General features: G+C 70.4%; 13 protein-coding genes. 10 read left to right on the top strand and 3 right to left on the bottom strand.

Translation table 11 applies throughout. The features are described from left to right. Nucleotides 1–133: 133 nt before the first annotated feature. The 8 genes from ACE3OU_RS10240 to ACE3OU_RS10205 all read left to right on the top strand — a co-directional run bounded on the left by ACE3OU_RS10240 (nt 134) and on the right by ACE3OU_RS10205 (nt 15,693). Nucleotides 134–2,083 carry a hypothetical protein gene (locus ACE3OU_RS10240; RefSeq protein ID WP_374241460.1) on the top strand — a complete coding sequence of 650 codons (1,950 nt, stop codon included), beginning with the start codon at nt 134–136 and terminating at the stop codon, nt 2,081–2,083. Nucleotides 2,084–2,137: 54 nt separating this feature from the next. Continuing rightward, entirely contained in the window at nt 2,138–3,094 is a 957-nt protein-coding gene (locus ACE3OU_RS10235) for a hypothetical protein (protein ID WP_374241459.1), read from the top strand. Between the two features lie 119 nt (nt 3,095–3,213). After that, a complete protein-coding gene (locus ACE3OU_RS10230) occupies nt 3,214–4,458 on the top strand; it encodes a hypothetical protein (RefSeq protein ID WP_374241458.1) in 1,245 nt (414 codons plus the stop codon). Between the two features lie 359 nt (nt 4,459–4,817). Continuing rightward, entirely contained in the window at nt 4,818–6,089 is a 1,272-nt protein-coding gene (locus ACE3OU_RS10225) for an MdtA/MuxA family multidrug efflux RND transporter periplasmic adaptor subunit (RefSeq protein WP_374241457.1), read from the top strand. Nucleotides 6,090–6,128: 39 nt separating this feature from the next. After that, nucleotides 6,129–9,188: an MdtB/MuxB family multidrug efflux RND transporter permease subunit gene (locus ACE3OU_RS10220; protein WP_374241456.1), complete on the top strand. Its 3,060-nt coding sequence runs from the start codon at nt 6,129–6,131 to the stop codon at nt 9,186–9,188. An 820-nt stretch (nt 9,189–10,008) separates the two neighbouring features. Continuing rightward, on the top strand, nt 10,009–13,095 hold the full coding sequence (locus ACE3OU_RS10215) for a multidrug efflux RND transporter permease subunit (protein WP_374241455.1): 3,087 nt from the start codon (nt 10,009–10,011) through the stop codon (nt 13,093–13,095). A 2-nt stretch (nt 13,096–13,097) separates the two neighbouring features. Next, nucleotides 13,098–14,492: an efflux transporter outer membrane subunit gene (locus ACE3OU_RS10210; protein WP_374241454.1), complete on the top strand. Its 1,395-nt coding sequence runs from the start codon at nt 13,098–13,100 to the stop codon at nt 14,490–14,492. A 118-nt stretch (nt 14,493–14,610) separates the two neighbouring features. Next, nucleotides 14,611–15,693, top strand: coding sequence for a patatin-like phospholipase family protein (locus ACE3OU_RS10205; protein ID WP_374241453.1), 1,083 nt, complete (start codon nt 14,611–14,613; stop codon nt 15,691–15,693). Nucleotides 15,694–15,702: 9 nt separating this feature from the next. Here the strand turns inward: ACE3OU_RS10205 and ACE3OU_RS10200 are convergent, their stop codons facing one another. Continuing rightward, nucleotides 15,703–16,602 (bottom strand): LysR family transcriptional regulator, encoded by a 900-nt coding sequence (locus tag ACE3OU_RS10200; protein ID WP_374241452.1) that lies wholly within the window; start codon nt 16,600–16,602, stop codon nt 15,703–15,705. Nucleotides 16,603–16,733: 131 nt separating this feature from the next. Here ACE3OU_RS10200 and ACE3OU_RS10195 point away from each other — a divergent pair, with 131 nt between their 5' ends. Both ACE3OU_RS10195 and ACE3OU_RS10190 read left to right on the top strand, forming a co-directional pair. Further along, nucleotides 16,734–18,059, top strand: a complete 1,326-nt coding sequence (locus ACE3OU_RS10195) for an amidohydrolase (RefSeq protein WP_374241451.1) — start codon at nt 16,734–16,736, stop codon at nt 18,057–18,059. Nucleotides 18,060–18,251: 192 nt separating this feature from the next. Next, the gene (locus ACE3OU_RS10190) at nt 18,252–18,425 is read left to right on the top strand and encodes a hypothetical protein (RefSeq protein WP_374241450.1); all 174 of its coding nucleotides are present in this window, start codon (nt 18,252–18,254) and stop codon (nt 18,423–18,425) included. 157 nt (nt 18,426–18,582) lie between these two features. On the opposite strand, the gene pelG is transcribed toward ACE3OU_RS10190, so the two are convergent. Then, the gene (gene pelG / locus ACE3OU_RS10185; protein WP_374241449.1) at nt 18,583–19,953 is read right to left on the bottom strand and encodes an exopolysaccharide Pel transporter PelG; all 1,371 of its coding nucleotides are present in this window, start codon (nt 19,951–19,953) and stop codon (nt 18,583–18,585) included. Then, on the bottom strand, nt 19,953–20,456 hold a 504-nt coding region (gene pelF / locus ACE3OU_RS10180), incomplete at its 5' end, for a GT4 family glycosyltransferase PelF (RefSeq protein ID WP_374241448.1). The genes pelG and pelF, both read right to left, overlap by 1 nt.

The raw sequence follows: 20,456 nt of genomic DNA, 5'->3' as shown, positions 1-20,456 counted from the left end.
ACCCTGAGAAAACCCCCTTGCCATGTTGGTGCCCACTGTCTTCCCGGCGCCGGCGTGACGGAGCTCCCTTGCCCCCGTCCCTTGCCGGCGAGGGGCAGACGCCGTGGCGTTCAATCCAACCTGGAGCGCGCAAATGTCGAACACCGACCCGAATGCTGCACCGGTCGCCGGCGCAGCCAACCCCGTGATCGTTCTGGATGCCGTCAGCTACAACGTGGTGGAGGGGCCGGACGACACCTCGCCCCTGGTGCAGGTGGCCCGCGCCCAGATCCTGCAGACGATCGAGATCGACAAGCTGGTCCGCAACCTCAACCGCACCGACGATCTGCTCCACATCGCCGCCTGCGGCGTGGCCGGTTTCGTCAATCCGGAGAGCGGCAAGTCCCTGAGCGCGCAGGTGATGGGCCTGCAGTACAAGCTGCGCAAGAACACCGGGGAGATGGCCGCCGCGCTGCTGCGCTTCGGCGAGTCGGCGGGGCAGATGATCCCCATCCTGCGCGGCGCCTTCAAGGATCTGTACGCGCTCTACGAGGCCGACTGCGTCACCCGGCTGGCCCGCTGCGAGGCGGTGGCGACCCAGATGGCCAACACCTCCGAAGCCCTCCGCGGCACCTTCGAGGGCCTCGCCGACGAGGCCCAGAAGATCGCCGAGGACACCACCCAGACCCGCGACCTGCGCGAGAAGGCGCGCCTGGCGGCGATCGCGCGGCAGAAGGAGATCGAGGCCCAGGACGCCGAGATGCAGCGGGTGAAGACCTCCCTCGCCGAGCAGATCCCCCAGGTCAGGGGCTGGTACGAGGAGGCCAAGGCCGCCCAGAACGCCGCCGACGGGCGGATGTTCACCCTGGCGATCGTCGGCAGCATCACCAAGGCGCTCGGCGACGGCCTGTCGGCGGCCCTGCAGTTCAAGGCCGCGCCGGCGATCGCGGGCGCCCAGCTGGCGTCGGCGATCGCCACCAATGCCACGGTGCCTCCGGCCAAGGAAGACAGGAAGACCGACGAGAAGTCGCAGAAGACCGCCGAGGTGCTGACCACCCAGGCAGCCTACCGGGTCGCCAAGGACGCGACGACCGCGGCCAAGGGCAAGCACGATGCGGCCCAGGCGAAGACCGCCAAGGCGCAGGAAGCCCTCGACGCGCTGGAGGACGATTACAAGCAGGCCCGCGACGACTACGAGGCCGCCCGCAAGAAGAAGCCCAAGGACGCCCAGGCCAAGCAGGACGAAGCGGACAAGAAGGCCGCCTTCGAGGCCCTGGAAGGCCCCTACAAGGCCGCCGAGGAAGCCCTCGAAGCGGCAGAGGCCGCCGAGGAAGAAGCCAGGGCCGCCTTCGAGGCCGCGCAAGCCAAGGAGTCCGAGGCCAAGGCCGTGATGGACGACGTGGACGCCAAGGCGCCGCTGGCGGGCGTGGCCGCCGGCCTCAAGTCCGCGGGGGCCAGCGCCCAGGACGCGGCCAGCTCCTACGCGGACATCGCCGCCAACTACGCCAAGGACAAGGCCAAGTACCTCGAGATGCTGATGGACCTGCAGAAGCAGGAGCGCGAGGCGCTGGGGGCGATCGCCAGGTTCGCGGTGCAGATGCAGGCCGAGAAGGGCACCGAGCAGCTCGAGCAGGCGGCCGTCGAGTCGCTCCACATCGCGGTGGGCGTGCTCAAGTACGTTGTCGTGATCCTGCAGGACGTGACCCAGTTCTGGACCCAGATGGCGGTGGCCTGCCGGCAACTGGCCAGCGACGACCTGCGCACCGACGTCGAGATCTACATGAAGCGCACGGCCGCCGACCGGATCAGGGAATACTCCAGCCCGGACTTCATCCTGCGCATGCTGACAGTGGCCGGCCAGTGGCACGCCCTCAAGCTGGTCGCCAGCGAATACCGCGCCGCCACCATGAAGGTCTACGACAAGCTCGGCGAGACCTACAAGCAGAACCTGCCGATCGAGCAGGCCCGCGCCCAGGCCAAGCGGCTCGCCCTGCAGCTCGACGACCAGGTGCAGCGGGAGATCGAAAAGTCCAACGAGACGGCCGCGCAGATTGCGGCGGCGAAGGCCGAGGCCACCGCGCTCATCGACACCGCGGCGGCCTAGCCGGGCCACGCCGGCGTCCTTCGGGGGCGGCCGGCCTCACGAGGGGAGGCAACGATGTTCAAGCTGATCCATGCGTTTGTGGTGTGCCTGATGCTGGCCGTCGGCCTGGCGCGGGCCGACACCAGCCAGCTCCTGCTCGTCGAGCGCAGCTTCGAGGCCCTGCGGCAATCGGCCGCCGCCCTCGACAAGGGCGACAGCGCGCAGGCCCGCCGGCTGCTCGACGACATCAAGGGCTCGGCCGAGACCCTGCGACGCAGCGCCGAGGGCTTCGGCCAGCAGGCCGCCGTTGCCGCCGACCGGCGCGAGGCCGAGGCCCGCGAGCTCACCGCGCGCATCACCGAGACTTTCCGCGCCGAGCAGGCCGCCGACCAGGAGATCCAGGGCCTCGAGGCGCGCATCACCGACCTCAACACCCAGCTCAACCAGGCCAACGCCACCCGCGACCAGCTCGTCGCCCAGGCGGCCGTCCACGCCCAGGAGGTGAGGATGCGCCAGGAATGCAAGGCGCACTTCATGGAGGGCATCTTCTATAGCGGCGAATGCTGGCGCCTCAGCTTCGCCGACGTGTTCGCCCACCGCTGGATCAACCTCAACAACGAGATCGAGAGCAATCGCCTGCAGCGCAACGACATCGAGACGGCGCGCTGGAAGCTGCGCGAGCAGGTGTCCGCCCAGCTGGCGTCGCTCGGCGAGACGCGGGCCCGGAAGGCGGAACTCGAAACCCGCCGCGGCGCCCTCGAACAGCAGGTGAGCACCCTGCGCGCGGCGGTGGTGAGCCTGTCGGACGCGGCCCTGTTCTGGACCGACACCGTCACGCTGATCGACTCCAGCATCGCCTCCATCGACACCCTGCAGCAGGGCCTCCAGCTGCTGGCGAAGCGGGCCGGGGCGACCGCGCCGGCGCCCGTCTTCGACCGCTATGACCAGGAGGTAGTGCGCAGCCTGGAGGACACCCTGAAGGATTTCGCGCGGACGCTCGACGACCGCAGCAGCATCCTGCTCACGCCCTGAGGCGGCGCCCACCCTCCGGGTGAGGGCCGGCGAAGGCGCGCAAGCAAGCGCTCGTGCGTTTTTCGGGAATGCGGAAAGCGGCAGCTGCCGTTTTCAGGTTCAAAGAAAGGGGGCTCCCCATGCCCGACAATCCGGGGCCGGAAACGGGATCGGCCGTTTCGAAGGCTGTTTTCGACGGCGTCGCCTACGACGTGATCGCCGGGCCGGACGGCGCCTCGCCGCTGGTGCAGCGGGTGTCCGCGGCCATGTCCCGGGCGCTGGAGATCGACGCGCTCGCGCGCCACCTGCTGCGGGTGGATGATCTCCTGCACATCGCCGCCTGCGGCCTGGCCGGCCGGCTGCACCCTGCCACCCGGCAGGCCCTCGGGGCCCGGGTGATGGGGCTGCAGTATCGCCTGCGGGGCGATGCCGCGGCCCTCGAACTGAGCGTCGCCAGCTATGGCGAGGGCGCGGGCAAGGCCCTGGGCATGCTGAAGGCGGCGCTGAAGGATCTCTACGGGCTCTACGAGGCCGACGCGCTCACCCGGCTGGAGCGTTGCCGGACCCAGGCCGGGAAGCTCGCCGACGGCGCCGCGGCGCTCGAAGGCCGGCTGCGTGGCCTCATCGACGAGACCGCCGAGGTGATCGCCCTCGCCACCGAAACCTGCGCCGCCAGTGGGCCGGCCGCCCAGCGCATCGCGGCCCGGCGCGTCGAGCTCGATGCGGCCCTTGCCGAGCTGCTCCGCCTCCGCGCGGCGGCCCGGGGAGATGCCGACCCGGGCGCGGGGCTGGAGCGGGCGCTGGGCGTCGAGCTGGTGGCGGCGCTCGCCGAGCCCCGGCTCGACGGGCAGGGGGTGGCCGTCGTCGCGTCCGCCCACGCCAGCGCCGTGCGCCAACAGCAGCGCCAGATGCTGCAGGCGATGGCCCGCGACGCCCGGCAGCCGGCCACCGCCACCCAGGGCGACGCGCTGGGGGAGGCGGCTGTCCTGGCGCTGCTCGATGCGCACGGTGAGCTGGCGCAGCTCGCCGCCCTCCTGGCCGATCAACGACGCACCCTGGCCCGGATGGCGATGGACTGCGCCCGGCTGGCCGAGACCGACCTGTGCGCCGAGATCGGGCGTCTCATGTCCGGCAGCGCCGCGCAGCGGGCGGCCGCCTACGGCCAGCGGGGCTTCCTCGCCCGGGCTCTGGGGCTCACGGCCCGTTGGCAGGGCCTTCAGCGGGCCGCCGAGGCCTGCCAGGCCGCCCTCCACGGCGCCTACGTCAGGCTGGGCGAGACCTACGCCCGCAATCCCACGGCCGAGGCCGCCGCGCAGCTCGCCCCGCAACTCGGCGAGGCCCTCGCCCAGGCCCTCGACGCCGAGATCCGCGCCCTCGGCGAATAGGCCGGCGCGGCCGCACCCCGCACAGCCGGCGCTTTTCCGATTGCGCGTCGGCGAGGCGCGCGCTTGCGCCGGGCCGGGAACGTCCGGCGCCTCACCTTGTCCGAAAACCCGGTCGCCGGGCGCTTGGTGTAGGATTGCCGGCGTTGATTCTGGCGCTCTTCCCCTGCTTTTCCCGTTTGCCGCCGTGGTGGCGGAGATCCGCTGCGCGCCTCGTCCCCGCGCGGTGAATGGTGTCGTGCACTTTCCCGGATCGGCGCGGTGCGGGGTTGGGGGCGAGCCGAATCCTCCACGGCCCACGGTGACTGGGCCCAGATTTGCCGGCCCCCGAGGGGGCCGCTTTGCGTTCCGGAAACCTCCAAATGTCCAGTGACTCCCCGTCGTCCCTTGCCCCCTCCCCGAAAAAACGCCGCCTGTGGATCTGGGCCGTCGGCCTTGCGCTGATCGCCGCGGGGGGCTGGTACGCCAGCCAGCGCGGCGCGGCGCCGGAGGGGGAGGCGAATCCGAACGGCAAGGGCAAGAGCGCCTCGGGCCGCCCCGGCGGGCCGGGCGGGCGGGGGGATCGGCCGACGCCGGTGAGCCTCGCCACCGTCGGCACCGCCGACATCCGGGTCCAGGTGCCGGCCATCGGCAGCGTGGTGCCGCGCAACCAGGTGGTGGTGCGGACGCGGGTGGATGGCCCGCTGCTGGAGGTGGCCTTCACCGAAGGCCAGGCGGTGGCCGCCGGCGCGGTGCTGGCCCGCATCGACCCGGAGCCCTTCAAGGCCGCGCTGGCCCAGGCCCAGGGCCAGCTCGCCCGCGACGCGGCGCTCCTCAAGAACGCCCAGCTCGACCTCGAACGCTACCAGGGCCTGCTCGCCCAGGACTCCATCGCCAAACAGCAGGTGGACACCCAGGCGGCGCTGGTGCGCCAGTACCAGGGCACCGTGCAGGCCGACGAGGCGGCGGTGAAGAGCGCCGCGCTGCAGCTCTCCTACACCACCATCCGGGCGCCGATCGCCGGCCGCGCCGGCCTGCGGGCGGTGGACCCGGGCAACATCGTGAAGGCCTCCGATGCCGCCGGCCTCGTGACCATCGCCCAGCTGAGCCCGATCACCGCCGTCTTCGCCGTGCCGGAGGACCGCCTGCCGGCGATCCTGCAGCGCCTGCGCGCCCGGCAGCCGCTGGCCGTCGAGGCCTGGGACCGGGACCTGAAGACCCGCCTTGCCGAGGGCCGCCTGCTGGCGGTCGACAGCCTGATCGACAGCGCCACCGGCACCGTCAAGTTGAAGGCCGAATACGCCAACCGGGACGGCAGCCTGTTCCCCAACCAGTTCGTCAATGTGCGCCTGCTGCTCGACACCCTGCGCGGCGTCGTCGCGGTGCCCACCGCGGCGGTGCAGCAGGGGGCCAAGGGCAGCTATGTGTACAGGCTGGGGGCCGACGGCACGGTGGCCGCGGTGCCGGTGAAGCTCGGGCCCGCCGACGGCCCGCTGGCGGCGGTCGAAGAAGGCCTCGCGGCCGGCGACAGGGTGGTGGTCGATGGGCTCGACAAGCTGAAGGACGGCGCCAAGGTCGAGGCCATCGACCCGAAGGCCGTCGACGCGCCGGGCCGCGAGTCGAAGCGCGGTGGTGGCGGCCGGCCGGGGCACTGAGGTGGGCGCCGGCAATCTGGCCTTTAGGGGGCGGCCCGCATGAACCCCTCGCGCCTCTTCATCCTGCGCCCGGTGGCGACCTCGCTGCTGATGGTGGCGATCCTGCTGGCCGGGCTGGTGGCCTACCGGCTGCTGCCGATCTCGGCGCTGCCGGAGGTGGATTACCCCACCATCCAGGTCCGCACGCTCTACCCCGGGGCCAGCCCCGATGTGATGACCTCGGCGATCACCGCGCCCCTGGAGCGCCAGTTCGGCCAGATGCCGGGGCTGGACGACATGTCGTCGGTGAGCTCGGGCGGCGCCTCGGTGATCACCCTGCGCTTCTCCCTCAGCATGGGCCTGGACGTGGCCGAGCAGCAGGTGCAGGCGGCCATCAACGCGGCGGCCAACCTGCTGCCCACCGACCTGCCGGCGCCGCCCACCTACAGCAAGGTGAACCCGGCGGATACGCCGATCCTGACCCTCGCGGTGAGCTCGCCCAGCCTGCCGATCACCCGCATCCACGACCTCGTCGAGAGCCGCCTGGCCCAGAAGATCGCCCAGGTGCCGGGGGTGGGCCTGGTGAGCATCGCCGGCGGGCGCCGCCCGGCGGTGCGGGTGCAGGTGAACCCCACCGCCGCCGCGGCCTACGGGCTGGGCCTGGAGGACATCCGCACGGCCGTCGCCAACGCCAACGTGACCCAGGCCAAGGGCAGCTTCGACGGCCCGCGGCGGGCCTCGACCCTCGACGCCAACGACCAGCTGCGCTCGGCGGATGAATACGCCCGCCTGATCGTCGCCTATAAAAACGGCAACCCGGTGCGCCTGTCCGACGTGGCCACGCTGGTGGATGGCGCCGAGAACCTGCGCCTCGCCGCCTGGGCCGACCGCAGCGATGCGGTGATCATCAACGTGCAGCGCCAGCCTGGCGCCAACGTGATCGACGTGGCCGACAAGGTCGTCGCGCTGCTGCCCCAGATGACCGCCAGCCTGCCGGCCTCGCTCGATGTGCGGGTCATCAACGACCGCACCACCACCATCCGCGCCTCGGTGCGCGACGTGCAGCACGAGCTCCTGATGGCGGTGGCGCTGGTGGTGATGGTGATCTTCCTGTTCCTGCGCAGCGTGCCGGCCACCATCATCCCCAGCGTGGCGGTGCCGCTGTCCATCGTCGGCACCTTCGGGGTGATGTACCTGGCCGGCTTCAGCCTCAACAACCTGAGCCTGATGGCGCTCACCATCTCCACCGGCTTCGTGGTGGACGACGCCATCGTGATGATCGAGAACATCGCCCGCTACGTGGAAGAGGGCGAGTCGCCGATGGCCGCGGCGCTGAAGGGCGCCCGGCAGATCGGCTTCACGATCATCTCCCTCACCATCTCGCTGATCGCGGTGCTGATCCCGCTGCTGTTCATGGCCGACGTGGTCGGGCGGCTGTTCCGGGAGTTCGCGATCACCATGGCGGTGGCGATCCTGATCTCCGCCTTCGTCTCGCTCACGCTGACGCCGATGATGTGCGCGCGCCTCTTGCGCCACGTGCCCGAGGCCGAGCAGGGCCGCTTCTACAAGGCCACCGGCGCCTTCTTCGACCGGGTGATCGCCCGCTACGGGGTGATGCTCGAGTGGGTGCTGGCGCGCCAGGGGCTCACCCTGATCGTGGCCGGCGCCACTCTGGCGCTCACGGTGCTGCTGTATGTGCTGGTGCCCAAGGGCTTCTTTCCGGTGCAGGACACCGGGGCGATCCAGGGCATCACCGAGGCGGACCAGTCGGTCTCGTTTGCCGCGATGGCCGAGCGCCAGCAGGCGGTCGCCGAGGTGGTGCTCCGAGACCCGGCGGTGGCCGGGCTGTCGTCCTTCATCGGCGTGGATGGCAGCAACGCGACGCTCAACAGCGGGCGCATGCTGATCAGCCTCAAGCCGCTCGCCGAGCGCGACGCCAGCGCCTCCGAGGTGATCCGCCGCCTCGGCCCCGAACTCGAGCGGGTGGCCGGCATCCGGCTCTACATGCAGCCGGTGCAGGATCTGTCCATCGAAGACCGGGTGAGCCGCACCCAGTACCAGTTCTCGCTGAGCTCGCCGGATGCCGACGCGCTGGCCGCCTGGGTGCCGCGCCTCGTCGAGCACCTGCGCGGCCTGCCGCAGCTCGCCGACGTGGCCAGCGACTGGCAGGACAAGGGCCTGCAGGCCTGGCTGCAGATCGACCGCGCCGCCGCCAGCCGCCTGGGCGTGAGCACCGCGGCCATCGACAACGCCCTCTACAACGCCTACGGCCAGCGCCTGATCTCGACGATCTTCACCCAGGCCAGCCAGTACCGGGTGGTGCTGGAGGTGGCGCCGGAGTTTCGCCGTGGCCCCGAGGCCATCGCCAAGCTCTACGTGCCCGGTACCGGGGGCGTGCAGGTGCCCCTGTCGGCGGTGGTGCAGGTGAGCGAGCGGCCGGCGATGCTGGCGGTGAACCACGTGGGGCAGTTCCCCGCGGCGACGGTCTCCTTCAACCTCGCCCCGGGCGTGGCGCTGGGCGACGCCGTCGAGGCGATCCGCGCCGCTGAGGCCGGGCTGGGCCTGCCGGCGAGCATCGAGACCCGCTTCCAGGGCGCCGCGCTGGCCTTCCAGGCCTCGCTCAGCAGCACGCTGCTGCTGATCCTCGCCGCCGTGGTGACCATGTACATCGTGCTCGGCGTGCTCTACGAGAGCTACATCCACCCGATCACCATCCTGTCCACGCTGCCCTCGGCCGGCGTCGGCGCGCTGCTGGCGCTGCTGGTGGCGCGCAGCGAGCTGGGCATCGTGGGCATCATCGGCATCGTGCTCCTGATCGGCATCGTCAAAAAGAACGCCATCATGATGATCGACTTCGCCCTCGAGGCGCAGCGCCACGATGGCCTGCCCCCCCGCGAGGCGATCTTCCAGGCCTGCCTGCTGCGCTTCCGGCCGATCCTGATGACCACCCTCGCCGCACTCCTGGGCGCGCTGCCGCTGATGCTGGGCTCCGGCGTGGGGTCGGAACTGCGCCAGCCGCTGGGGATCACGCTGGTGGGGGGGCTGCTGGTGAGCCAGGTGCTGACGCTGTTCACCACGCCGGTGATTTATCTGGCGTTTGATCGGGTGGGGAGGAAGTGATGGCTCCCTGCGCTGGGCCGGCGGCTGTTGTTTATCGTCCGCTGATGGAGACCAGGGGCTTTCCGTTGTTTGGCCTTGCATTGGCCGGGTCCCGGTTCCACGGCCGGGTTTGCACACCCGGCCGGCTTCGGCGGCGCGAAGCGGTGCTTCGCGAAACCCCGCCTACGCCCAGCGGGCGGGTTACTTCTTTGCGTCGCCAAAGAAGTAACCAAGAAAGGCGACCCCGCCGAGCCGGTCGTCTGCTCAAGCTGTGCTTGATCAGACGACTCCCCTGCGCTGCTCGCAACAGGCGCCCCGGAAGGGGCTTTTCGGAATCACCGAGCGTTTCAGCACGGGCATGTGTGATCGACGCAAAAGCAGAAGTTCCGGTCGATTCGCTGATTACACAAACCTCTTCAGTAAAGGCGCGGTGCTGGGTGAAAGCCCCTTCTGAGCCGCCGAGCAGCGCAGCAGCGGGCGGGGCCTTCCGGCGCAGCTGTCTGAGCCCGCGTAGCGGGCGAGTTCTGCGCCGGCCGCCCGATGCGAGCAGCGCAGGGGAGTCGTCGGCGAAGCCGACGACCGGGGAAGCCGGGTCGCCATTATTGCCTACTTCTTTGGCGACGCAAAGAAGTAGGGCGCCCGCCGGGGCGCGACCCGGCCAACGGAACGCCAAACAACGGAAAGCCGCTGGTCTCCATCAGCGATCCGCAAACCGTTTGGTGTGCAAACCCGGCGAACGGAACGCGGCTGGTCCCCATCAGCGGACATCAAGCAGCGAGGGCCGTGACTCCCCACGGTCGCAGAAGCAGGGCGCCGCAAACACCCTCCGGAGCGCCACCGGATGAACCTCTCCCGCCTGTTCATCTTCCGCCCCGTCGCCACCACCCTGCTGACGCTGGCCATCGCGCTGGCGGGGATCATTGCGTTCCGGCTGCTGCCGGTGGCGCCGCTGCCCCAGGTGGAATACCCCACGATCTCCGTCTCGGCCAGCCTGCCCGGGGCGAGCCCGGAGGTGATGGCGGCCACGGTGGCGGGGCCGCTGGAGCGGGTGCTCGGGCAGATCGCCGGGGTCACCGAGATGACTTCCAATTCCACCCTCGGCTCGACCCGCGTGACGCTGCAGTTCGACCTTTCCCGCAGCATCGACGGCGCGGCGCGGGAGGTGCAGGCGGCGATCAACGCAGCGCGCAGCCAGCTGCCCACCAGCCTGCCCGGCAACCCCACCTACCGCAAGGTGAACCCGGCCGATTCGCCGATCCTCATCGTCGCGCTGACCTCGGCCACCCTCGCCCGGCCGCAGATGTACGACGCGGCCTCCACGGTGCTGGCCCAGCGCCTGGCGCAGGTGGAGGGCGTCGGGCAGGTGAGCATCGGCGGCAGCTCGCTGCCGGCGGTGCGCGTCGAGCTGGACCCGGATCGCCTGGCCGCCAACCGCCTCAACCTCGACGACGTGCGCGGCGCGCTGGTGGCCACCAACGCCAACCGCCCCAAGGGCGTGCTGGAGGGCGAGGACCGCGCCTGGCAGGTGGGCGCCAACGATCAGGCCCGCCGGGCGGACGACTACCGGCAGCTGATCGTCTCGTGGAAGGGCGGCAGCCCGGTGCATCTGGCCGACGTGGCGCGGGTGCGCGACGGCGAGGAGAACGAGCGCAACTACGGCTACGCCAACGGCCGCCCGGCGGTGCTGCTGATGATCTACCGCCAGCCCGGCGCCAACATCATCGAGACGGTGGACCGGGTGTACGAGCTGCTGCCGCGCCTGTCGGCGAGTATCTCGCCGGCCATCGACCTCACCGTGGTGATGGACCGCACGCCCACCATCCGCGGTTCGCTGAAGGAGGTCGAGCGCACGCTGGTGATCTCGGTGGCGCTGGTGGTGATGGTGGTCTTTTTGTTCCTGCGCAACCTGCCGGCCACGCTGATCCCGGGCATCGTGGTGCCGGTGTCGCTGATCGGCACCTTCGCGGTGATGTACCTGGCCGGCTACAGCCTCGACAACCTGTCGCTGATGGCTCTCACCATCGCCACCGGCTTTGTGGTGGACGACGCCATCGTGGTGCTGGAGAACATCGCCCGCCACGTGGACGAGGGCATGTCGCCGCGCCGGGCGGCGCTGAAGGGTGCGCGGGAGATCGGCTTCACGGTGCTGTCGATGAGCCTGTCACTGATCGCCGCCTTCATCCCCATCCTGGCGATGGGGGGCATCGTCGGGCGCTTGTTCCGGGAGTTTGCCGTCACCTTGTCGGCGGCGATCCTGGTGTCGATGGTGATCTCCCTCACCGCCACGCCGATGATGTGCGCGCGCCTCTTGCGCCACCGCCCGCCGGAGGCCGAGCGCGGTCGCTTCGACCGCCTGGTGGGCGGTGGGCTGGCGCGTCTTGCCGGCGGCTACCGGCGCAGCCTGGGCTGGGCGCTGGCCCACCCGTGGCTGATGCTGCTGGTGCTGGCGGCGACGATCGGCGCCAACGTGTACCTCTACACCACCATCCCCAAGGGTTTCTTCCCGCAGCAGGACACCGGCCGCGTCCGCGGCTTCGTGGAGGCGGATCAGGCGATCTCCTTCCAGGCCATGCGCGGCAAGATGGACAGCTTCCTGGCCATCGTCGGTGCCGACCCGGCGGTGGCCAACGTCACCGGCTTCACCGGCGGCGGTCAGCGCAACTACGGGTCAATGTTCATTACCCTCAAGCCTGTTGACGAGCGCGAGCCCGTCGACGCGGTGATCGGCCGGTTGCGCAAGAAGCTCGCCAAGGTGCCCGGTGCCAGCCTCTACCTCAGCCCGGTGCAGGACATCCGGATCGGCGGGCGCTCCGGCAACTCGTCCTTCCAGTTCACGCTGCAGTCCGACAGCCTCGAAGAATTGCGCCGCTGGGAGCCGCGCATCCGCAACGCCATGAGCCGCCTCGACGAGATTACCGACGTCAGCTCCGACACCCAGGACAAGGGCCCCCAGACCAGCCTGGTGATCGACCGCGACGCGCTGGCCCGCCACGGCCTCACCATGCGCGCGGTGACTACGGCGCTCAACGACGCCTACGGCCAGCGCCAGGTGTCCACCATCTACAACCCCCTCAACCAGTACCGGGTGGTGATGGAGGCGATGCCGGATTACCTGCAGGGGCCCGAGTCCCTCGCCCGGCTGACCCTCGTCACCCCGGCCGGCGGCCTGGTGCCGCTGTCGGCGGTGGCCCGCTTCGAGACCACGCTGGCGCCCCTGTCGGTGAGCCACCAGGGCGGCTCGGCGGCGGCCACCATCAGCTTCGCGCTGCCCGAGGGGCGCTCCATCGGCGAGGCTACGGTGGCGATCGACGCGGCGCTGGCCAGCATCGGCGTGCCGGTGGGCATCCGCACCAGCTTCGAGGGCTCGGCCGGCGCCTTCCAGAAGTCGATGAGCACCCAGCCGCTGCTGATCCTCGCCGCGCTGGTGACCATCTACATCGTGCTCGGCATGCTCTACGAGAGCCTGGTGCACCCCATCACCATCCTGTCCACGCTGCCCTCGGCGGGCGTCGGCGCGCTGCTGGCGCTGATGGCGGTGGACTTCGAGTTCAGCCTGATCGCGATGATCGGCGTGATCCTGCTGATCGGCATCGTCAAGAAGAACGCCATCATGATGATCGACGTCGCCCTCGAACGCATGCGCAGCCTCGGCGAAACCGCCCGCGACGCCATCCACCACGCCTGCCTGCTGCGCTTCAGGCCGATCCTGATGACCACCCTGGCGGCGCTGTTCGGGGCGATCCCGCTCGCCATCGGCACGGGCGACGGCGCCGAGCTGCGCCAGCCGCTGGGTATCGCCATCGTCGGCGGGCTGATACTCAGCCAGATCCTCACCCTCTACACCACGCCGGTGGTGTTCGTGATGATGGACAAACTGCGGAAGAAGCCCGCCGCCGCCCCGCAGGCCTGCCTCCAGAGCGCCCGCTGACCATGAAGACATCCGCCCTGATCCCCGCCCTCGTTTCCGTCCTGCTGTCGGCCTGCGCCGCCGGTCCCGACTACCAGCGCCCAACCGTCGACACGCCGGCGGCCTTCAAGGAGCTCGGCGACTGGAAGCCCGCCGAGCCCCGCGAGCCCGCCGCCGATCACTGGTGGACCGCCTTCGGCGACCCGGTGCTCGACGACCTGCAGGCCCGCCTCGAGATCTCCAACCAGAACCTGCGCGCCGCCGAGGCCGCCTACCGCCAGGCGCTGGCCCTGGCCGACGCGGCGCGGGCCGCGTGGTTTCCGGCCATCAACGCCAGCGCCGGGGCAACCCGCTCGGCCAGCTCGGCGGCCACCGCCACCAGCGGCAACGCGCCGGCCCGCAACAGCTTCAGCGTGGGCGCCACGGTGAGCTGGGAGCTCGACGTGTGGGGCCGCATCGCCCGCACCGTGGAAGGCGCCGACGCCGGCCTCGCCGCCAGCGCCGCCGACCTCGCCGCGGCGCGCCTGTCGGCCCGGGCCACGCTGGCCCAGACCTACTTCCAGCTGCGCGCCGCCGAGCGCCAGCAGGCCCTGCTCGACGCCTCGGTGGACGCCTACGCCCGCGCCCTCGAACTCACCCGCAACCGCTACGCCGCCGGCGTCGCCGGCAAGGCCGATGTGGCCCAGGCCGAGAGCCAGCTGCGCAGCACCCGCGCCGCCGCCCTCGACGCCAGCCTGTCGCGCAGCCAGTACGAGCACGCCATCGCGGTGCTGCTCGGCCTGCCGCCGGCGGGCTTCACCCTGGCGCCGTCCGCAGCCCCGCTGCCGGTGGCGCCGGTGGCCGTCACGCTGCCGTCCGCGCTGCTCGAACGCCGCCCCGACATCGCCGCCGCCGAGCGCCGCGTCGCCGCCGCCAACGCCGCCATCGGCGCGGCCCAGGCGGCGCGCTTCCCGGTGCTGGGCCTGTCGGGCAACACCGGCTTCCGCAACGCGCGGATCGAGGATCTCCTTACCGTGCCCAGCCGCTACTGGTCCCTCGGCCCGACGCTGGCGGCGGCGATCTTCGACGGGGGCGCCAGGAAGGCCGCCGTCGGCCAGGCCCAGGCCGGCTGGGAGAAGGCCATCGCCACCTACCGCCAGACGGTGCTGACCGCCTTCCAGGAGGTCGAGGACAACCTCGCCAGCGCGCGCCTGCTCGAAGCCGCCGCCGCCGAACAGGCCGCGGCCGTCACCGCCGCCGCCGAGGCCGAGACCATCGCCGTCAACCAGTACCGGGCCGGCACGGTGAGCTACCTCAACGTCGTCACCGCCCAGGCCGCCCACCTCGCCGCCCGCCGCAGCGCCAACGACATCGCCACCCGCCGCCTGCTGGCCGCGGTGCAGCTGGCCAAGAATGCCGGCGGCGGGGTGGGGGAGTGAGCGGGGGTGCCAGCCCGCCCTTGAACTTCTGAAACCTTTTTCCGTCCATCCTTCAGGTATTGTGCGGTGCAGCATGCGATTTGACCCATCGCTTGCCCATGTCAGGAAGGAGCTTTGCATGTTTGCCAGAAGCTGGTGGAAACGGAAGGGGAAAGAGGCCGCCGATGCGCCGGCGCCCGCGCTGAGCCTCGCGCTGCAGGGCGGCGGAGCCCACGGGGCCTACACCTGGGGCGTGCTCGACCGGCTGCTGGAGGACGACTGGCGGCTCGACGGGATCAGCGGCACCAGCGCCGGGGCGATGAACGCGGTGGCGCTGGCCGACGGCTGGGTGCGCGGCGGCGCCGAGGGCGCGCGGGAGAGCCTGGCCGGCTTCTGGGAGGCGGTGGCCGACTCGACGCCCTTCGAGCTCGACCTGCTGCACAGCCTCAATGGCCTGGGCAGCCTGGGTGGCGGTGCCGACGGCGGCCTGCCGGCGCCGGTGAACCTGATGCTCGGCCTCACCCGGCTGTTCTCGCCCTATCAGCTCAACCCCTTCGACCTCAACCCGCTGCGCGACGTGGTGGAGAAGCGCTTCGACTTCGAGCGCATCCGCAGCCAGTGCCGGCTGCGCCTCTTCATCGCCGCCACCCAGGTGCGCACCGGCAAGGTCCGGCTGTTCCACACCCACGAGATCAGCGCCGACGCGCTGCTCGCCTCGGCCTGCCTGCCCACGCTCCACCACGCGGTCGAGATCGACGGCGAGGCCTACTGGGACGGCGGCTTCACCGCCAACCCGGCGGTCTATCCGCTGATCTACGACTGCACCACGCCGGACATCCTGCTGGTGCTGCTCAACCCGCTGCGCCACCCGGAGGCCCCGCGCAGCGCCGAGGAGATCGCCCAGCGCAGCATGGAGCTGGGCTTCTCGACCACCTTCTTGCGCGAGATGCGCACCCTGGCCCAGGCCCGCGCCTACCTGCAGGAGGGCGGTGGCTGGCTGCCCCGCGGCCGCCTGGAGCGCAAGCTGGCCGGTTTGCGTTTCCACCTGCTCGAGGCCGAGGAGCTGGCCGAGGCCGGCAAGGGCAGCAAGCTCAACGCCACCCGCGCCTTCCTGCACGAGCTGCGCGACCTCGGCCGCGCCCGTGCCGCCCGCTGGATCCGGATGCACCGGGCCGACGTGGGCCGGCGCGAGACGGTGGACGTGGCCGGGGTGTTTGCCTGAGGCGCGCCCTTATTCGCGGAAGTTGTCGCGGAAGAACCCCCGGAACACCTCCACCGCCGGTGATGTGCTGCGCCGGGCGAGGCTGACCAGGGCGTATTCGCCGAAGCGTTCGACGTGGGGCTGGACCTGGACCTCGCAGATCCGGCCGGCGCCGATGCGGGCCCGGGCGCAGGCAAAGATCCCGAAGAACAGCGTGTCGGTCGCCTCGACCAGGTCGAGCAGGCCGGGGATGTCCTCGCTGTTGAGGGTAACCAGCCGGCTCGGGTGGGCGTCGGGGCCGAGCTGCTCGACGAGGCGCCGCGCCAGTTCGTCGCTGAGGGGCGTGGACGCCACCGGAAACTGGCGCAGCGCGGTCAGGTCGATCGATGCCCGCGTCGTCAGCGGGTGGCCGCTGCGGCCCATGAACCCGCCGCGCAGCCGGATGGCCGGCTCGATGGCGAGGTCGTCCGCCGGCACCAGGGCGCGCCGGTCCACCGCCGCGATGTCGATGGATTCGTTGCGCAGCGCCTGCACCAGCAGGTCCACCGAGCCGCGCGCGATCTTCACCTGCATCCGCGGGTGGTGGCTGGCCATGTGGGTGAGGAAGGGCGAGGTGAGGATCGCCGCCGGTGTCGGGCCGAGGCCCACGTTGAGGGTGCCGAGCTGGCCCGCCTGGAGCAGCTCGACGCCCCGTTTTAGTTCCTTGACCTCGAAGACGATGCGTTTCGCCCGTTCGGCGACCAGGGCGCCGTAGGCCGTCAGGGTGTTGCGCTTGCCGTCCCGGTCCACCAGCTTCACCCCCAGCTCCTGTTCGAGGGCCTGGATGCTGCGGCTCAGGGCCGGCTGGGTGAGGAACAGGGCTTCGGCGGCCTTGCGGAAGGACTGATGCTCGGCCAGTGCGACCAGGTGCCGCAGGTGGTTGAGGTGCATGTATTACCTCTGGTAATCAAATACCAAAAAACTTTGCATTGGACGCATACGGTACGGATTTCTACCATTCGGAACAAGTTGTATTTATCTAGATATAAATCGAATCGATACAAATCCCGAAGGAGAGATCCATGAAATTCACCAAGCCGGCCTTTGCCCTCAGCACCCTCCTGATGGCCATGAGCACCACCACCCGCGCCGTCGAGGCCCCGGTGCTGGCCGACATCGACACGCGCGTGGCCGCCGTCGAGGGCCGCATGATCGGCTGGCGCCGGGACATCCACCAGCACCCGGAGCTCTCCAACCAGGAACACCGCACCGCGAAGCTGGTGGCCGACCACCTCAAGAAGCTCGGCCTCGAGGTGCAGACCGGCGTGGGCGGCACCGGCGTGGTCGGGCTGCTGAAGGGCGCGCTGCCGGGCAAGGTCGTCGCGCTGCGCGCCGACATGGACGCGCTGCCGGTCAAGGAGCTGACCGACCTGCCCTTCGCCTCGAAGGCCAAGGGCAAGCACATGGGCAAGGAGGTCGACGTGATGCACGCCTGCGGCCACGACGGCCACACGGCGATCCTGATGGCCACCGCCGAGGTGCTGGCCGGCATGAAGAGCCAGCTCCGCGGCTCGGTGAAGTTCATCTTCCAGCCGGCCGAGGAGGGCCCGTCGGAGGCGTCCCACAGCGAGGACCAGCACATCGGCGCGCTGGCGATGGTCGATGCCGGCGTGCTCGAAAATCCCAAGGTGGACGCGGTGTTCGGCCTGCACCTGATCCCGGCCTTCCCGGTGGGCACCATCGGCTACCGTTCCGGCCCGATCCTCGCCTCGGGCGACAGCTTCACGCTGAAGGTCACCGGCAGGCAGACCCATGGCGGCTTCCCGTGGAACGGCATCGACCCCATCGTCAGCACCGCCCAGATCGTGATGGGCCTGCAGACCATCGTCAGCCGGCAGATGAACCTCTCGCGGGAGCCGGTGGTGGTCTCCGTCGGCTCGATCCACGGCGGCAACCGGGACAACATCATCCCCGAGAGCGTCGAGCTGCTCGGCACCGTGCGCACCTTCGACGACCGCATGCGCGACGACGCCCTGGCCCGCATGCGCACCACCGCCGAATCCATCGCCCAGGCCAGCGGCGCCAAGGCCGAGCTGAAGTTCGCCAAGCCCGGCTACTCGGCCACGGTGAACGACGAAAACCTCACCGCCCGCATGCTGCCCACCCTGCAGCAGGTGACCGGCGGCAAGGCCGTGGTGGCGCCCAAGCTGAGCGCCTCGGAGGACTTCTCCGAGTTCCAGAAGAAGGTGCCCGGTGTGTTCTTCTTCCTCGGCTCCACCGACCCCAAGCGCGACCTCAAGACCGCAGCGCCCAACCACTCGCCCAAGTTCGAGATCGACGAAGCCTCGCTGGCGGTGGGCGCCCGCGCAATGACCGCGCTGGCCCTGGATTACCTCGGCCAGCCCTGAGCGGCCGGGCGGGCCTTCGCGGAGGCACGATCGCGAGGGCCCGCCCGGTGAGCGGGGGCTCAGGGGCGGCGTCGTGATTGGGGCTTTCCACAGGCGGAACCGGCGGCGGGTGGCGTAAAATACCGGCCTCCGGTTGCAACACACGCCCCGATGACTTCGTCCAACCACATTATTGATGTGATCGAACAGGCGATGAGGTCCCATGACGGCAAGGCCGCATTGTGGCTTCAACGCATCATCATCCTCCAGAACGCCCCCGAAGGCCGCCCCCACGCCCGTGCCCTCGCAGTGGCCCGGGCCTACCTCGAAGACCTGGCGGGGAAGCGCGCAGTGCGCTGCCCCGAGACGGAAACCGGCCACGGCTGAACTCTGCCACCCGCTCGCCACGCCAACCGCAGGCGGCATCACCTGCGCGCCGCTGCGACGGGATGCTGCGGTGAGCGGGGGCCGAAGCCCTGGTCTCGGCCCGCTGCCGTCCGCCGCCCTTGCGATCGAGCCGGCCGGTCCCCCGGCCGCTACCGCCTCACTGCAGCATGAAGGTCTCGTACTCCAGCCGCCCGAGCCGCTTGTCCAGAAAGTACAGCCCGCACACCAGCGCCAGCAGCACCGCGGCGGCGTAGCCGTAGCCGTAGTAGATGGCGCCCAGCTTGAGGGTGAGGACGGTGAAGCCGAGGTTGGCGACGCAGAACAGGGCGGTGAGGCCGAGGATCAGGCGGCGGCGATCCAGATAGAAGAAGATGTTGAGCAGCGCCAGGAAGCCCACCTGCAGGCTGGCGCCGAGGGTCTGGATGTAGAACAGCGGCAGGTAGAGGCTGGAGATGCCCAGCGCCTCCAGCGCCGCGGGGCCGAGGACGATGGCGACGATCAGGGCCAGGCCCTGGATCTTGGCGATCTCGGCGAGGCCCTGGCGCACCGAGTAGACCATCTCGTCGCGCATGTCCTCGATGTATTCCAGCGAGCCGCCGGTGCGTACGGCCTCGAAGAAGGCGTCGTAGTACTCGACGAAGTCGGTCTCGATGCGCACCAGGAACACCGCCATGCCGGGCAGGATGCACAGGTAGGCCATGAACACCGGCAGGTCGTAGATCACCGAGGCGCGCAGGGGGCCGATGACGCCCTCGGAGGTGGGCGGGTAGAGCCAGAAGACGAACTTGTCCATCCACACGCCCAGGTTGTAGAGCACGCCGATGATCATCAGGCTGGGGTAGCGGGTCTCCTTCTTGAAGAAGGCGAAGCTGACGGCCTCGTCGCTGGGGTAGCCGGCGGCGACGATCACCCACATGCCCACGAAGAGCACCAGGTGCCCGAGCACGAAGCCGAACATCAGCCCGTTGAGGCCCCACGGCCGGGCGATGAGCGCGGCAACTACCGTGAGGCCGTAGCCGAGGGCGTACATCAGCAGGATCTGCTTGTAGCGCTTGAGGCCCGACAGCAGGATGGTGACGATCCAGATCCCGCACAGCAGCACGAAGGCGGCCAGCATCAGCACCCGGTAGACCAGGTCGTGGCCGGGAAAGGCCACGAAGGCCAGCACCACGCCGAGGGCGCCGCCGACGCTGATCACCGCCAGCAGCAGGCCGTTGAGATTGGACAGCACGAGGTTGTCGCGCTTCTCGAAGAGCCGGTCGGAGATCCAGCGGGTGAAGGCGAGCTGCACCACTCCGGTGACGATCAGCGAGCTGGCGATCAGCCAGGTCACCGACACCTGGAACTGGGTGATGAGGATCGGCGGCACCACCACCGAGGCCGACAGGAAGCCGATCAGCAGCATGCCGACGATGGACAGCACCCACGGCCCGGAGCCGATCACCCCGGCGTAGGCGTAGGCCTGGACGAGGCCGAGCAGGCTGTCCTTCTTGAGCAGCTTGCGCAGCTCGAAACCGATGCCGGCCATCAGGCGTGCCCTCCGGCAGGGGGCGCCATGCCGAGGGCCTGGTCGTACACCTGGCGGTAGGCGCCGAACATCATCGAGTCGGCGTAGTAGCGTTCGACCCGGGCGATGCCGGCGGCGCGGGCGGCGCGCCAGACCTCGGGTTTGCCGATGATCTCGACGGCGGCGTCGGCCAGCGCCGCCGGGTCGGCGATGCCCACCACGCGGCCGGCAGCGCCGAGGGCTTCGTCGTCCGGCCCGAAGCCGTAGATGAGCTGGCGGCAGGAGCCCACGTCGGTGGAGATCGACGGCACGCCGGCGGCGTAGCCCTCCAGCACCACTAGCGGCAGGGCCTCGGAGATCGACGACAAAATGAGCGCGCCCACCTTGGGCAGGATCTCGTCGATGCGCTGGAAGCCCAAAAACTTGACCTTGTCCGAGAGGCCGAGGCTCTCGGCGAGGTTGCGGCATTCCTCGGCGTAGCCGGGGTCTTCGTCCTCGGGGCCGGCGATCCAGCCCTCGGCCTC

Origin of the sequence: Zoogloea sp. (assembly GCF_041908905.1) — a bacterium.
Lineage (GTDB): Bacteria > Pseudomonadota > Gammaproteobacteria > Burkholderiales > Rhodocyclaceae > Zoogloea.
The sequence above is the reverse complement of the archived record's forward strand: the minus strand, read 5'-3'. Positions and strand labels throughout refer to the sequence as shown.